Annotated in this window: 11 protein-coding genes; 4 read left to right on the forward strand and 7 right to left on the reverse strand. The window is 71.8% G+C overall.

Translation table 11 applies throughout. The annotated features are described in order from the left end of the window. Positions 1-327 precede the first annotated feature (327 nt). The 4 genes from ACFYY1_RS31090 to ACFYY1_RS31105 all read left to right on the forward strand — a co-directional run bounded on the left by ACFYY1_RS31090 (position 328) and on the right by ACFYY1_RS31105 (position 5,239). The gene (locus ACFYY1_RS31090; protein WP_388591448.1) at positions 328-3,537 is read left to right on the forward strand and encodes a nitrate- and nitrite sensing domain-containing protein; all 3,210 of its coding nucleotides are present in this window, start codon (positions 328-330) and stop codon (positions 3,535-3,537) included. Between the two features lie 10 nt (positions 3,538-3,547). Further along, complete coding sequence (locus ACFYY1_RS31095) at positions 3,548-3,961, forward strand: roadblock/LC7 domain-containing protein (protein ID WP_006127847.1); 414 nt, start codon at positions 3,548-3,550, stop codon at positions 3,959-3,961. Between the two features lie 89 nt (positions 3,962-4,050). Beyond that, positions 4,051-4,677 carry a DUF742 domain-containing protein gene (locus ACFYY1_RS31100; RefSeq protein WP_388591449.1) on the forward strand — a complete coding sequence of 209 codons (627 nt, stop codon included), beginning with the start codon at positions 4,051-4,053 and terminating at the stop codon, positions 4,675-4,677. After that, complete coding sequence (locus tag ACFYY1_RS31105) at positions 4,658-5,239, forward strand: ATP/GTP-binding protein (protein ID WP_014048542.1); 582 nt, start codon at positions 4,658-4,660, stop codon at positions 5,237-5,239. The genes ACFYY1_RS31100 and ACFYY1_RS31105 overlap by 20 nt, the downstream gene beginning before the upstream one ends. A 108-nt stretch (positions 5,240-5,347) precedes the next feature. Here the strand turns inward: ACFYY1_RS31105 and ACFYY1_RS31110 are convergent, their stop codons facing one another. The 7 genes from ACFYY1_RS31110 to ACFYY1_RS31140 all read right to left on the reverse strand — a co-directional run bounded on the left by ACFYY1_RS31110 (position 5,348) and on the right by ACFYY1_RS31140 (position 14,731). Next, positions 5,348-5,551 (reverse strand): acyl-CoA carboxylase subunit epsilon, encoded by a 204-nt coding sequence (locus ACFYY1_RS31110; RefSeq protein WP_266729473.1) that lies wholly within the window; start codon positions 5,549-5,551, stop codon positions 5,348-5,350. 66 nt (positions 5,552-5,617) lie between these two features. After that, entirely contained in the window at positions 5,618-7,204 is a 1,587-nt protein-coding gene (locus ACFYY1_RS31115; RefSeq protein WP_388591451.1) for an acyl-CoA carboxylase subunit beta, read from the reverse strand. A gap of 153 nt (positions 7,205-7,357) precedes the next feature. Then, positions 7,358-8,599: an extracellular solute-binding protein gene (locus tag ACFYY1_RS31120; protein ID WP_388591453.1), complete on the reverse strand. Its 1,242-nt coding sequence runs from the start codon at positions 8,597-8,599 to the stop codon at positions 7,358-7,360. Further along, positions 8,596-9,603: a hypothetical protein gene (locus ACFYY1_RS31125; RefSeq protein WP_388591455.1), complete on the reverse strand. Its 1,008-nt coding sequence runs from the start codon at positions 9,601-9,603 to the stop codon at positions 8,596-8,598. Before ACFYY1_RS31125 ends, ACFYY1_RS31120 begins: the two co-directional genes overlap by 4 nt. Further along, positions 9,600-11,006, reverse strand: coding sequence for a hypothetical protein (locus tag ACFYY1_RS31130; protein WP_388591457.1), 1,407 nt, complete (start codon positions 11,004-11,006; stop codon positions 9,600-9,602). Before ACFYY1_RS31130 ends, ACFYY1_RS31125 begins: the two co-directional genes overlap by 4 nt. Then, complete coding sequence (locus ACFYY1_RS31135) at positions 11,007-13,352, reverse strand: tetratricopeptide repeat protein (RefSeq protein ID WP_388591458.1); 2,346 nt, start codon at positions 13,350-13,352, stop codon at positions 11,007-11,009. It abuts the gene before it with no gap. Continuing rightward, complete coding sequence (locus ACFYY1_RS31140) at positions 13,349-14,731, reverse strand: serine protease (protein WP_388591460.1); 1,383 nt, start codon at positions 14,729-14,731, stop codon at positions 13,349-13,351. Before ACFYY1_RS31140 ends, ACFYY1_RS31135 begins: the two co-directional genes overlap by 4 nt.

The raw sequence follows: 14,731 nt of genomic DNA on the forward strand, positions 1-14,731 counted from the left end.
ACGGTAGTTACCGTAGTCGGACGGGGGCGGACTGTGTCCTTTGACACGCTCCGCCCCCGTATTCATAACGTTTCGAAAGAGAATTGCCCCGCGTTCGACACCCGACGCATCCGAACGGTGCCACTGCGCTCACATGAGCCCCGCCTTTTGGCGGGGCTCGTTCTTTATGCCCGTTTTATCTGAGGTCTGCGCCACTCGGAATGGCAGATTCCGACTGTTTGGAACGCGACCGGTCGCCGTGCTGGAATTCGTCGAACTCCCGAGTAGTACGGCCCTGAACGAAATACGGCACAACGTAGGTGCCGACGCCGAGAGGTTGTTGGTCGAGTGAGGCGAAGCAACGCGGACTCCACGGCGCAGCAGGAGCGGGGCAACTTCACCCCGCCACCGCGCGCTGCGGCGTCCTCCGCGGAGGCGTCCGGCGCGACGGTGCCCGGTGGCAGCACGAATCGGCTGTCGCCGCGCAACTGGCGGGTGCCCACCCGGCTGAACGCGATTCTCCTGATCCCCGTCCTGGTCGGCCTGGTCATGGGCGGATTCCAGGTGAAGGGGTCGATCGACACCTGGCGCGAGGCGCAGGACGCCGAGAAGACCGCGCTGATCGTGCGCGCGGCCGCCGAGTACGGCCAGGCGCTGCTCAATGAGCGCGACCTCTCCGCCCAGCCCCTGCTGTCCAACAAGCGGAACGCCGACATCATCGCGGAGGTCCGGGCGACCACCGACGCCGCCGCGGACAAGTTCGACGCGGCCGTGGAGGACATGCCGAAGAAGCAGGGCCTGGAGCGGCGACTCCAGCTGTTCCAGCTGGAGGAGCCCACCCTCCCCGAGCTGCGCAAGGCCGCCTTCGCCGAGGGCATGGACCCGGTGAAGACGGAGGAGGGCTACGTCCAGGTCCAGCACTCGCTGATGGAGTTCAGCAACGAGCTGGGTCTGGGCACCGGCAACATCACCGCCTACGGCCGTACGGTCTACGCGATCGAGCTCGCCAAGGCTGCAGAATCGCTTCAGCGCTCCATCGGCATGCACCTGCTGGTGCGTCCGAGCCAGGAGAGCGCCAAGTTCGACGCCCAGGTCAAGGCCTTCGGCTCGTACAACTACCTGGAGCAGATCGCGCTCGGCGAGTTCAACTCCGGCGGCACCGAGGCCGACGCGGCCCGGCTGAAGCAAGTCATGGTCGCCAAGGCCGAAGAAGGCGCGAGGGACCTGAAGCAGGCCAAGGAGGAGGCCGACGCCGCGGGGACCCCGTTCGTCGCCCCGCCCAGCATCGACGGCTCGGTCTTCGACGGCATGGCCCAGCAGATCGGCCAGGGCAAGTCGCCCGAGAAGCTGGCCGAGAAGGGCATCACTCCGGAGACCTGGATGGCGGCCGCCACCGCCAAGTTCGACGGCTACACCACGGTCGAGGACGAGCTCGTCGACAAGGCGGTGACCGAGGCCGCGGACATCTCGTCCAGCGCCAAGAACGACGCGATCATCAACGCCGCCGTCGTGATCGTCGCCCTGCTGGCCGCCTTCATCCTGGCCGGACTGATGGCCCGGCAGATGAGCCGTTCGATGCGCCAGCTGCGTACCGCCGCGTTCGGGATCGCCGAGCAGCGGCTGCCGATGCTGGTCGACCAGCTCTCCCGGGCCGAACCGGGCCGGGTCGACACCCGCGTCCAGCCGATCCCGATCCACAGCCACGACGAGATCGGCGAGGTCGCCCGCGCCTTCGACCAGGTGCACCGCGAGGCGGTCCGGCTGGCGGCCGAGCAGGCCATGCTCCGGGGCAACGTCAACGCGATCTTCACCAATCTCTCGCGCCGCAACCAGTCGCTGATCGAGGGCCAGCTGACCCTCATCACCGACCTGGAGAACAACGAGGCCGACCCGGACCAGCTGGAGAACCTCTTCCGGCTGGACCACCTGGCCACCCGTATGCGCCGCAACGGCGAGAACCTCCTGGTCCTCGCCGGCGAGGAGCCCGGCCGCCGCTGGAACCAGCCGGTCCCGCTGGTCGACGTGCTCCGGGCCGCCGCCTCCGAGGTGGAGTCGTACGAGCGCATCGAGCTCGCCGGGGTGCCCGAGACCGAGATCCACGGCCAGTCGGTCACCGACCTCGTGCACCTGCTGGCCGAGCTGCTGGAGAACGCCACCACCTTCTCCTCGCCGCAGACCAAGGTGCGGGTCACCGCGACCCGGCTGCCCGACAGCCGCGTGATGATCGAGATCCACGACAAGGGCATCGGGCTCACCGCCGAGGACTTCGCCGACATCAACCACAAGCTGGCCAACCCGCCGACCGTGGACGCCGCGGTGTCGCAGCGGATGGGTCTGTTCGTGGTCGGCCGGCTCGCCGACCGGCACGGCATCCGGGTCCAGCTGCGTCCCTCGGGCGAGCAGGCCGGAACCACCTCGCTGGTCATGCTGCCGGACGCGATCACCCACGGCGGCGGTGGCGAACCGTCCGCCGCGACGGACGACTTCACCGTCTCCTCGATCATTCCGGAGCAGCAGAGCTTCGAACAGCAGCCGTCCCAGCCGCACATGCGCACGGCGGCGGAGCTCGGCTTCGACGACTCGCGCTACGAGCAGCCCTCGGCGGAATCGGGACAGCTGGACCCGGTGGGCCGTTCGCTGATGCGTGAGGAGCGCCGGGCTGCGCTGGAGGCCCAGACGGCGGGCGAGCACCAGCAGTTCCCGCAGGAGCAGTACGCCGACAACCAGTACGCGGACGGCGGGTACGCCGGGAACGGCTACGCCCAGGAGCCGCAGCAGGAGCAGTACGAGCAGGCTCCCCAGCAGGTCCCGCAGCAGGAGCAGTACGAGCAGGCTCCGTACCAGGGCGGCTACGAGCCCTACCGCGCCGACGCGGGCCTCGCCCAGCAGCCCGGCCAGGGTCTGCCCGGTGGCTATGCGGAAGGTGCGTACGCGGCCGCTGAGGCCCCGCAGCCGTCCTACGAGGAGCAGTTCGCTTCCCAGCCCCACCAGGACGACTGGCCGGATCAGGATGCCTATCAGGGCGCGTACGAGCCTTCGGCGCCGGTGGAAGCGGAATCTGCCCCGAGCGCTCCCGCGGAGCCGCAGGAGCGCGTAGGCTTCGACCGTCCGGCGCCCACGCCCGACTCCGGTCCCGAGCTGACCGAAGCCGGTCTGCCGCGCCGGGGCGGTCAGCAGCACTGGCAGCCCACCGGCCGCGGGAACAGCCGGCCCGTCGCCGCGCAGCAACAGCGGCAGCGGGAGGAACCGCCGCAGCAGCCCGCGCAGGCGGGCGAGGACGGCTCCGACGACTGGCGCTCGGCCAACGACGAGCGCTGGGAGCGGGCCGAGAAGCTCCGGGAGCCGAAGGCGGGCGGGATCACTCCGTCCGGACTCCCCCGGCGGGTGCCCAAGGCCAATCTGGTCGAGGGCACGGCCGAGCAGACCTTGCAGGGCGGCCCTCAGGTTTCCCGTGCCCCCGAGGACGTCCGCGGCAGGTTGAGCAACCTGCGGCGGGGCGTGCTGCGGGGACGCAGCGCGGGTTCGGACGACAGTAATACCTACAACCAGGAGCGTTAGTGTGAGCCCGATGAGCCAGGCGGCGCAGAATCTGAACTGGTTGATCACCAACTTCGTGGACAACACCCCCGGGGTGTCGCACACGGTGGTGGTCTCCGCCGACGGACTCCTGCTGGCCATGTCCGAGGGATTCCCCCGTGACCGCGCCGACCAGCTGGCGGCCGTCGCCTCCGGGCTGACCTCGCTGACCGCGGGTGCTTCGCGGATCTTCGAGGGCGGCGCGGTGAATCAGACAGTTGTGGAGATGGAGCGCGGATTCCTCTTCATCATGTCCATTTCCGACGGATCCTCACTTGCCGTACTCGCACATCCGGACGCCGATATCGGTCTGGTTGGGTACGAAATGGCACTTCTCGTCGACCGTGCGGGCAGTGTCCTCACCCCGGACCTCCGTGCTGAACTGCAGGGAAGTCTTCTTAACTAATAGACAGACAGTGCGTTTCGCGCCACCGGGCCATAAGGTGCGTTGGCGCGGACCCACTGGGATCGGGACCGGTAGTCGGAGGAGGAATCGTGGACACACCCCAGGGCGGACACCCGTACAACGGTGGCCAACAGGTACCGGGTGAGCACGGGGACAACCGGTTCAACTTCCCCTCCGCACCCAGCGGACAGGGCGCCCAGCAGCCTTACCGGCCCTATCAGCAGCAGCCGCAGCAACCCCCGCGGCCGCCGCACGACGCCCCGCAGGGTTCCGGGTGGCCCACACAGCGCCCGTACCGCTACGACTCGCCCCAGTCGCCCCGTATCCAGCCGGTCCAGCCGCGGCAGACCCCCGAGCCTGCCGCGCCCTCCGCGCACAATCCGCTGGTTCGTCCGTACGCCATGACCGGCGGCCGGACCCGACCGCGCTACCAACTCGCCATTGAGGCGTTGGTCAGTACCACGGCTGATCCGTCCCGGCTGCAAGGGCAGTTGCCCGAGCACCAGCGGATCTGCCGGCTGTGCTTCGAGATCAAGTCGGTCGCCGAGATTTCGGCACTGCTCTCGATCCCGCTCGGCGTTGCCCGGATCCTCGTAGCCGACCTGGCAGAGGCCGGACTCGTCGCTATCCATCAGCCCGGCGGCGACGAGTCCGCCGGCGGCCAGCCAGATGTGACACTGCTCGAAAGGGTGCTCAGTGGACTTCGCAAGCTCTAGCGGCGGAGCAGCCCGCTCCACTACCTCGGCGAAGATCGTGGTGGCAGGGGGCTTCGGCGTGGGTAAGACCACGTTCGTCGGTGCCGTCTCGGAGATCAATCCGCTGCGCACCGAAGCCGTGATGACGTCCGCGTCCGCGGGCATCGACGACCTGACGCACACCGGGGACAAGACCACCACGACGGTGGCGATGGACTTCGGTCGTATCACCCTGGACCAGGACCTGATCCTGTACCTCTTCGGTACGCCCGGTCAGGACCGCTTCTGGTTCATGTGGGACGACCTGGTCCGCGGCGCCATCGGCGCCGTCGTCCTCGTCGACACCCGCCGCCTCGCCGACTGCTTCCCCGCCGTCGACTACTTCGAGAACAGCGGCCTCCCCTTCGTCATCGCCCTCAACGGCTTCGACGGACACCAGCCCTACACCCCCGACGAGGTCCGCGAGGCCCTTCAGATCGGCCCGGACACCCCGATCCTGACGACGGACGCGCGGCACCGTGCGGACGCCAAGAGCGCGCTGATCACGCTCGTGGAGCACGCCCTCATGGCGCGTCTGCGGTAGGGCCGCACGGCCCGGCACACCGCGCCTGCGGTCGGGCCCCGCGGTTTTGGACACACGGAAGGGCCCCGCACTCCGGAAGGAGTGCGGGGCCCTTTCGCGCGTGGTGTGTCAGCCCTGCCAGGAGTGCGGGGCGCGGAAGCCCGGCGTGCGCTCCAGGCGGCGCCACCCGGCGGTGTTGCGGCCCCGGTGGGCGGGGGGCGTGGCGGGCTGGGCCGCGGCGCGGGCGAGCAGGACCGCGGTTATCGCGGCCAGTTCCTCGGGGTCGGCGAGGCCCTTCTCGACGCGCAGCACGGACTCGGCGGCAGTGCTCATGGGTTGTTTCTCCGTCTTCTCGGCAGGTCTTCGCGGGCTCGGCAGGGGTGCTGCGCGGTGTGCGGACTACTGCGGGGGGTTGCCGTGCTTGCGGGACGGCAGGTCTGCGTGCTTGGAACGGAGCATGGCGAGCGAGGCGATCAGCACCTCGCGGGTCTCGGCGGGGTCGATGACGTCGTCGACCAGGCCTCGCTCGGCTGCGTAGTACGGATGCATCAGTTCCGCCTTGTACTCCTTGACCATGCGCTTGCGCATGGCTTCCGGGTCCTCGGCGTCGGCGATCTGCCGACGGAAGATGACGTTGGCGGCGCCCTCGGCGCCCATCACCGCGATCTCGTTGGTCGGCCAGGCGTACGTCAGATCCGCACCGATGGACTGGCTGTCCATCACGATGTACGCACCGCCGTAGGCCTTGCGCAGGATCAGCGAGATCCTCGGCACCGTGGCGTTGCAGTACGCGTAGAGCAGCTTCGCACCGTGCCGAATGATTCCACCGTGCTCCTGATCGACCCCGGGCAGAAAGCCGGGTACGTCCAAAAGAGTGATGATGGGGATGTTGAATGCATCACACATCTGGACGAAGCGGGCCGCCTTCTCGGAGGCCTCGATGTCCAGGACGCCGGCCAGGGTCTGCGGCTGGTTGGCGACGATGCCGACGACCTGGCCGTCCATCCGGGCCAGGGCGCAGACGATGTTGCGGGCCCAGCGCTCGTGGATCTCCAGGTAGTCGCCGTCGTCGACGAGCTCCTCGATGACCTTGTGCATGTCGTACGGGCGGTTGCCGTCGGCCGGGACCAGGTCGAGCAGGACGTCGCCGCGCCGGTCGGCGGGGTCGTCGCTCTCGGCGGTGGGCGGGTTCTCGCGGTTGTTGGAGGGCAGCATCCCGATGAGGTAGCGGACCTCGGCGATGCAGGTCTCCTCGTCGTCGTACGCGAAGTGCGCGACGCCCGAGGTCTCGGCGTGCACGTCCGCGCCGCCGAGCCCGTTCTGGGTGATCTCCTCACCGGTGACCGCCTTCACGACGTCCGGTCCGGTGATGAACATCTGGGAGGTCTCGCGGACCATGAAGACGAAGTCGGTCAGCGCCGGGCTGTAGGCCGCGCCGCCCGCGCACGGGCCGAGCATCACACTGATCTGCGGGATCACGCCCGAGGCCCGGGTGTTGCGCTGGAAGATGCCGCCGTACCCGGCGAGCGCGGAGACGCCCTCCTGGATACGGGCGCCGGCGCCGTCGTTCAGCGAGACCAGCGGGGCACCGGCCGAGATGGCCATGTCCATGATCTTGTGGATCTTCGTGGCGTGGGCCTCGCCCAGCGCACCGCCGAAGATCCGGAAGTCGTGCGCGTACACGAAGACCGTGCGGCCCTCGACCGTGCCCCAGCCGGTGACGACACCGTCGGTGTACGGCTTCTTCTCCTCCAGGCCGAACCCCGTCGCCCGGTGCCGGCGCAGCTGCTCGACCTCCTTGAACGAACCCTCGTCCAGGAGCAGCGCGATACGCTCACGCGCCGTCAGCTTGCCCTTGGCGTGCTGCGCCTCGGTCGCCCGGTCACTCGGTCCGCGACGGGCCTGCTCACGCAGCGCCAGCAGTTCGGCCACCCGGCCACGGGTGTCGCTCGTCGGCTCGCCCGGGGTTTCGTCCACAACGGTCATGTACCGACCCTACGAAGCCGGGCAAGCAAATCCTGCCGTCGACTCCGTACAGTCTCCTGACCCGTTTCCTGGTGGAGCCCAACAGAACCCGGACGGCGTGCAGGCGAAGTACCAGCCAGTACGGGTCAGTCTTTGTGCGAGTCCGACAAAGACTCACTGTGGTCTGCTGCACACCCCTGTCAGCCTCCGGGGGTCGTCCGGTTGGGCCTCCTGGACCCGTTGGACGTCGACGAGCCGGGGTTCTACCGGGGCCTCGGGGTGGGCCATGGTCAGCAGCACCGCCTCGTAGAAGGCGTCCCGCACGGCGGCGGGCATCACGTCGGAGGCGTCCAGGCAGAGCGGCACCCGCTGGTCGGTGAGGCGGTCGCTGATCTGCTTCTCGACCGTCCCCTTCGGGGCGGGCACGTCGGAGTTCGGCGAGAATACCCCGGCCCGGCGGCCCCACTCCTGCTGGGCCCCGCGCGAGGTGAGCAGGGTGAGCAGATCGCGGGCCTGTGCAAAGTCGCCGAAGAGCACGGCGAAGTCGGCGGACACCTCGCGGCCCTTGAGCCTCGGGCCCGAGGGCAGCAGCGGCGCGGAGTCCGTGACGGCGGCCTGCCCGATGCGGTCCCGGTAGAAGAACCGGGCGAAGGAGCCCTGGTGCTCCAGGTCGCATTGCTTGGTGGCGTCGAAGAGCAGTCCGCGCCCGCCGGGCTTTCCCCGGTGGTCGTCGCGCATGGCCCGGCCGGCGGCTTCCTCGTCCTGGGCCAGCAGTCCGGCCCACAGGCTCCAGGCGTCGACCAGGCGGTCGTCCGTCCACTCCAGGTCCCCGGTCGCCCATTGCTCGTACAGCACCGGGCCCATCGTCTGGAGGATCAGGTCCTCGATCCAGTCGCTGCCCGGCCAGCCGGACGCGCCGTCGTCGCCCATGCCGATGCACCAGGAGGCGAGCGGCGCGGGGCGGGCGGGCGGCGGGCTGTCCTTGCGATACCAGACGATGGACTTGAGGTCGGCCTTGAGCGGCACCCAGAGATTGGCCTCTATGCCCTTCGCCTCCGGCTGCCAGGGCCCGCCGTGCTTCGCGGCCGCGCCCTTGCCGCCCAGCGGGCGCAGCCGCCCCTCCGCGGCGTACTCGACGAGGTCCCCGACGCCGGGCAGGATCGCGATGTCGGGCGGGTTGCCGGCCTGCACGGCGGCGAGCAGGACCTCCCGGGTGGCGGCGGTGCCCTGGTAGGTGTACGGGGTGCCCAGGGTGTCCAGGACCGCCTTGAACTGCCTCTCCTGTATGCCGGTCCACGGCCCGAGGATCGTCACTCTCGGCTGTTCGTCGCCGCCGCCGGGCGCGGCGAGCCCGCAGCCCGCCGCGGTCAGCGCCAGGCACAGCAGGAGCAGGAGTGCTCGGGCACGCGCCGTCATCCGGCCCTCCAGTAGTCGGCGTTCAGGTGCCGGCCGATGCCGACGGCGGGCAGCAGCACCACCAGGGCGCCGGCCGCGAGCGCCCCGTAGTAGATGCCGCTCTGCCAGCCCTGGGCGGCCAGCCCGGCGCGCACCGCGGTCGCCGTGTCGGTGACGTCCTGCTGGGATGCGGCCAGGTCGGACTGGTCGCGGGCCTGTTGTTCGATCAGGACCAGTCCGTCGCGGGCCGCCCCCAGCCGGTCCTGGGTGGTGCTCGTCGCGATCAGCGGGGCCGTCGCCAGGAAGACGACGGCCAGCAGCGAGACCAGCAGACAGAGATCGCGGCTGTGCCCGCAGCGGGTGCGCAGCGTCCACAGCGCGGAGAGGGTGATCAGCGCCACGGCCAGCAGCCCGAGTTCGGCGACCGCCCAGCCGGTCCACCGCAGGGGGCTCATCGAGGTGAGCGCGTCGACCCTGGCCATCTGGTGTCCCTGGAGGACGTCCAGGCGCGGCACCACACCGGTGTCCTCGCGGGTGAGCAGGGTCTCGGCCTCCTCGAACTTCTCCTGCTGCATCGGCTCGTCCCGCACGTACTTCACCGCGCCGGGGGTGATGGAGCTGCTGTACGAGGTGAGCAGCCCGTTCACGGTTTCGAGCACCCCGCGGCCGCGGTCCCCGTCGATCTGTACGTCGGAGAGCCGGGACAGGCCCTGGTCGGCGGCGGCGAGCTGGTTCTCGTACCGCGCACCGGCGCCGACCACATCGGCGATGCCCTCGCGCACGGATGTCCGGGCCTCCTCGTGGGCGCGCAGCAGGGCGAGCTGGGTGGCGGCCACGCCCTGCACGGCCGGGGCGCCGCGGGTACGCATCTCGCCGGCCGAGATCTGGACCTCGCGGTACGAGACGAGCAGGGCGGTCATCGACACCAGGGCGGCCACCAGCAGCGCGGCCAGGTGCCATTCCAGCAGCCGCCGGGTCCGGGAGCGGTAGGCGTTGCGGCGCGGGCGGACCGTTCCGGGGCTCACAGCTGCCTCCCGCAGTCGATGCAGAACACGGCCACGGGTCCGGCCGGGTGGTCGCAGTACGGGCAGCGGGTCCCCGGGCCGGGTGCCGGGAGGGCGGGCAGTTCCACGGGGTGTCCGGAGGTGATGCTCAGCATCCCCTGGCGGACGGCGCCCGGGTCGACGGCGGACCCGATCCGGACCCGGCCCTGCGGGCCGTCCACGATGCGGGCGACCTTGCGGACCTCGTCCAGGACCCAGTCGGCGGCGATCTCGGTGGCGAGGCGGACGGCGAGCCCGAGCTGCGCCTCGGCCCGCTCGCGGCTCTCCAGGTCGAGGGCGGCGTACCCGTGGTTGAGGGCGGTCCGCATCTGTGTGGAGACGTTCATGGTGTGGATGTTCCGGCCCACGGCGCCGGAGATGCGGGCGGTGGCCGCGGCGGTGCCCGAGGGCAGCCAGCGGACCACGACCGGCTCGGTGGCGCCGCCGACGGAGACCTCGGCGAGCTGGAGGGGTACGCCCAGCGGGTCGCCGCTCGCGTCGGCGCGGAGGGTGAGGAGGTAGTCGCGGGACTCCGGCTGCCACTGGTGGGTGCGGAACTCCAGCCGGTGCGGATCGGCCCGGACCCGGTCCGGCTCCAGCTGCTGCTGGTGCGGCGCCGTCTCGGTCAGGGTCACTTCCCGCACCGCCGGACGGACGGTCACCTCGATGGGGAGTTCGGGGCTGCGGACCCGGCGCAGCCTGCCCAGGGCGGTGGCGACGGCGGGGGCGAAGGCGTCGGGCGAGGACGCGGCGGTGCCGTGCAGCCGTTCCGCGACGGCGAGCAGCGGGGCCGGGTCCCAGCCCGCTCCCGGCGCGATGACATCGGCGGTGAACTCGCCCTCACAGGCGGCCAGTTCGATGCTCAGCGCACTGTCCGGGCGGCCGGCGTCATCCCCGTCGCCCCGGCTGCCGCCGTCGGTGACGAGCACCAGGTGCCGTACGGGGAGCGGGCGTTCGGCGAAGAGTTCGCGCGCCCTGGCCAGCCAGGTGGTGTAGCCGGGCTCCTGCCCCTCGGCGGACGCGGAGATCCGTCCGACGCTGAACGTGGCCCGGTGCCGGTCGCCGGGCCCGGCCAGCGCCCACCTGCCGCGCAGCGGGTAGCACTGCTCACCGCCGCCGCCCAGCACGGTGTACGAGATTCCGTCGGGCAGGGCGCCCACCGCCTCCGCCAGCGCGGCGACGGCCGCGTCACGCCGCCCGGCGGCCACGTCCACCGCGACGACCAGCGCGATGTCGACGGCGGGCACCCGGTCGCGCGGCCCGGTGGCGGCCGCCCGGACCCGCACATGGGCGTCGATCCGGGCGTCCCGGTCCGGTCGCTGCTTCTTCTCGACCTGGACGGTGAGACCGATTCCGAGTCCGGGCGACGCGGCGGTGCGGCCCATTCAACTGCCTCCAGGGGTACGGCGCCGGGGCGGGAACCAGTAGCGGGTCTGCGGGCGGACGGCGTGCGAGAGGTCGATGAGCTTCTCGTGGTCGGCGGTGTCCCGGCACTGCCGGGCCATCCAGCGGTAGCACCGCGCCAGGTCCTCCCGTACGGCCCGCTCCCCGGGCACCGGTGGCGGGGGCAGTCCCCGTTGCCACCAGCGGCCGTCGTGGTGCGGGTCGCCGGCCTCGGCCCGGACCGCGTCGAGCTTCCACTCGTACAGTTCGGTGCGCAGCAGCCGGGCCGACTCGTCGCTTGTCACCACGGACGCCGGATGCGGTCCGTGGCCGCCCTCGCGCAGCGGGACCGCGGCGAGCACGGCGTCGATCCGCCGTGTCCCGGGCAGCGGCCGCGCGCCCGCCCCGAGCCGGGCCGCCCGGATACGCAGCGCGGCGATCCGGGCGACGGCGTGGTCCCGCGACTCGTCCGGCACCAGGTCCAGGACCTCGGCCGCGGCGTCCCGGTCGCCGCGCTCCAGCGCCAGCCTGGCCAGGCCGAGCGCGGCGCCGACGTGGGAGGGGTTGCGGGCGTGCACGGCCCGGAAGAGTTCGTACGCCGACGGGATCGGACCGGCCGGGCGGTCCGGGCCGAGCTGTTCCGCGGCGTAGGCCAGGGCCAGCTTCGCGGCGTACTCGCCGGGCAGCGCGCGGTGGACGGCGGCGAAGTGCTCCAGGGCGGCCTCCAGCAGCTGCCGCCGGTCGTCCAGGACCTCCGCGCTGCGCAGCGCGACGAGCCCCCAGTGCCAGCTGAGCCGCCACTGCCGCACCGGCCCCGGTCCGGGTATGGCGTCCGCCGCCGCCACCTGTTCGCGTGCCAGGCTCAGCGCTTCGGCGCCCTCCCGGCCGAGCAGCAGCCGGGCGTTGTGCAGACAGATCTCCACCGACCGTTCGCCCTCGGCGGGCTGGGCCAGCAGCCGGCCGGGGTCGTAGCTGCTCACCAGGAACCGGGCGGCCTCCGGGTCCCCCGGGTAGGGCCTGGGCACCGGCAGCCGCCGGGCGATCTCGGTGGGGGTGGGGAGCCCGGTGTCCAGCGCGGGCGCCCGGGGCGTCAGGTCGCGCCGGTGCGGGGTGCGGCCCAGCCAGTGCGCGTAGTCGGGCACGGAGCCCAGCCGCCCGCCGAGCAGCCGGGTGGACGGGGTGAAGCAGGCGGAGGGTTCGGTCCGGTCCTGCTTGCCGCGCAGCGCCCGGATCTCGCGCAGCACCCCGCGCAGCTGGCCCGCCATCTCCTCCGCGTCGGCGAACCGGCGTTCCGGGTCCCGGTCCATCGCCCGCTCCACCACCAGGTGGAAGGAGCTGGTGCCGAGGCCGGGCACGTCGTCACCGACCGCCCAGCCCGCCAGTTCGGCCAGGGTCGCGCCGACGGTGTGGATGTCGTGGGCGACGGTCAGCGGGCTCCCGCTGACCATCTCGGGTGCGGCGTACCTGGGGGTGATGACGGGCGGCGGTTCGGTGGACCCCTGCTTGCGGACCCCGCCGAGGTCGATGACCTTCACGCCGTCGTGCTGGTGGACGACGTTGGACGGCTTCATGTCCCCGTACAGGAATCCCATGCCGTGCAGATGGGCGAGGGCTTCGAGGATCTGGCAGCCGTAGGTGATGACGTGTTCGATGTCGAGGACGAAGTTGCCCTGCCGGGTCGCCTCGACGACGGCGGACAGGGTGCGGTCGCCGACGTCCTGCATCACGATGTAGCCGCCGGAGACCGTGCCGTCCGCGCTGACGGTGCTGACGAAGTCCCGGATCTGGACGATGCGTTCGTGCCGGATGGCGACGAGGCTGCGGCGCTCCTCGGCGGCCTGGGCGGCGCCGCGTTCCGCGTACCGGTTGAGCATCCCCTTCACGGCGACGAGGTCTTCGAGGTGGGTGTCGCGGGCGAGGTGGACCCAGCCCTGGCCGCCGTGGGCGATGGGTCCGAGGATGCGGTACTGGCCCTGGAGCAGCGGCCCGTCCCGGTCGAGTTCGGGGCGGTAGGAGTAGGGGGCGCCGCACCGGGGGCAGTAGCCCTCGTCGGGCGGCGGGGCGGCGGTGTACGGGGCGACGAAGTAGGTGGCGCAGGACTTGGACGAGCAGCTCATCCGGACGTGGGCCCGGGTCACGGCGGCGCTCAGCCGTTGGTCGGGGGTGCTCGGGTCGAGCAGCGGCAGCTCCAGCAGCTGCCGGGGGCCGCACCGGTCGGGGGCGGTGGGCAGCGGCGGGAGTCCCGGGCCGTCCTCGGAGCGGCCGCAGGTGTCGCAGTAGCCGGTGGACCGCACGGTGCCGTCGCAGGGGGCTCCGGTGAACCGGCGGTGCGGGCAGGGGATCCTCATCGGCGGCCGGCCCGGCCGTGCTCGCCGCGCGGCCCGGGTACGTCCGCCCGGCCGTGCCGCTCCAGCTCCGCCCGGAGTTCACGCAGCAGGGCGCGCAGGGCGGAGAGCCGTTCGCGCGGGTCGCCGACGGTGCGTGACCGGGCCAGCTGCTGCCGGAAGCGGGCCGCCTCGGTGCGCGGCCGGGGACCCAGGGAGGCCGATTCCACCAGGCCGTTCAGCCCGGCCCATTGTTTCTCGATCTCCTCGACGCGGCGGACCAGTTCGACGGCCCGTTCGTCGAGGGCCGGCACCAGCAACTGCCGTACCACCTCGTCCACTTCGTCGCCACCGCTGTCCCGCACGATGACGAGCAGCCGGAAGCCGAGGGTCCGCACCCGGGCGAGCAGGGGCACCAGCCGGTGCGGCCGCCGGTCCTCGTCGAGCCCGACCACGGCGAGGGTGGGCCCGGAGCCCCCCGGGTCCCGGTCCGCCGCCCGCTCGGGCGGGCTGCCGCCCGCGAGCAGCCAGTCGCGGTACGCCAGGGCCTGGTGGCGGGGCGGCCGCAGCCTGGTCACCAGTTCGTCGACGAAGTCCTCGGGGACGGTGCGGCCACCCCGGTAGACGAGATGGGCGCGGTGCAGATGGTGCCTGAGCGTGCGGTCGCGGCCGCCGCCGTGCGGTACGACACTGAAGCGCACCGCGGGTTCCTCGCTCCCGGCGAACCATCTGCGCAGCCGCCGGTCCAGGCCGTGGTCCCAGCCGTCGGGCCCGCTCAACTCGGCGACCAGGGGGACGAGTTCGGCGATCTTGTCGATCGGGATCATGTACGAGAACGCCAGGTCGTTGTCGGCGGGCAGCGCCAGATCGAGGTCGCCACGCCAGCTGACGACCATCCCGACGACCCGCTCGGGCGTTCCGGACGGTCCGCCGCGCACCTGTACGGCGGCGCCGCTGAACCCGGGTTTCACCACTTGTTCGTTGCGGGTCGCGTCGAGCTGGATCCAGGCGCCGTGCACTCCGCTGATCCGCCCGGTCAGCCACATCCCGTCGGCGAAGGAGCGCGCGTAGCCGCCGATCCACACCTCGCCGCCGCGCTCCAGGCGCCGCTCCAGCGTCGCGGGGGTGGCGTGCGGGCGCGGGCTGTCCAGGGCGAGTACGGCGATGTCCTCGCGGGTCGCGCCGAGACCGGGCAGCCAGCCGCCCTCGGCAACGCGGGCCCCGACCGGGGCGATGGCGGGGTTCTCGGCGAATTCCACCCAGATCCGGGCGTCCGGCTCCCCCACGACGTGCGCGCAGGTGAGTGCCCGGTCCTGGGTGAGCAGCACACCGGCGCCGCAGACCGGCCCGTTCGCGTCGCCCCGCCGTAATCGGATCCGCCAGTCCGCCCTCAGCTCCCCCAT

Source organism: Streptomyces sp. NPDC001890 (assembly GCF_042891445.1).
Lineage (GTDB): Bacteria > Actinomycetota > Actinomycetes > Streptomycetales > Streptomycetaceae > Streptomyces.

Bases quoted from the DNA above. Each gene is read 5' to 3' on its own strand.
- ACFYY1_RS31135 (WP_388591458.1), bottom strand. From the start codon at position 13,352: ATGAGGATCCCCTGCCCGCACCGCCGGTTCACCGGAGCCCCCTGCGAC.
- ACFYY1_RS31110 (WP_266729473.1), bottom strand. From the start codon at position 5,551: ATGAGCACTGCCGCCGAGTCCGTGCTGCGCGTCGAGAAGGGCCTCGCC.
- ACFYY1_RS31120 (WP_388591453.1), bottom strand. From the start codon at position 8,599: ATGACGGCGCGTGCCCGAGCACTCCTGCTCCTGCTGTGCCTGGCGCTG.
- ACFYY1_RS31115 (WP_388591451.1), bottom strand. From the start codon at position 7,204: ATGACCGTTGTGGACGAAACCCCGGGCGAGCCGACGAGCGACACCCGT.
- ACFYY1_RS31130 (WP_388591457.1), bottom strand. From the start codon at position 11,006: ATGGGCCGCACCGCCGCGTCGCCCGGACTCGGAATCGGTCTCACCGTC.
- ACFYY1_RS31140 (WP_388591460.1), bottom strand. From the start codon at position 14,731: ATGGGGGAGCTGAGGGCGGACTGGCGGATCCGATTACGGCGGGGCGAC.
- ACFYY1_RS31095 (WP_006127847.1), top strand. From the start codon at position 3,548: ATGAGCCAGGCGGCGCAGAATCTGAACTGGTTGATCACCAACTTCGTG.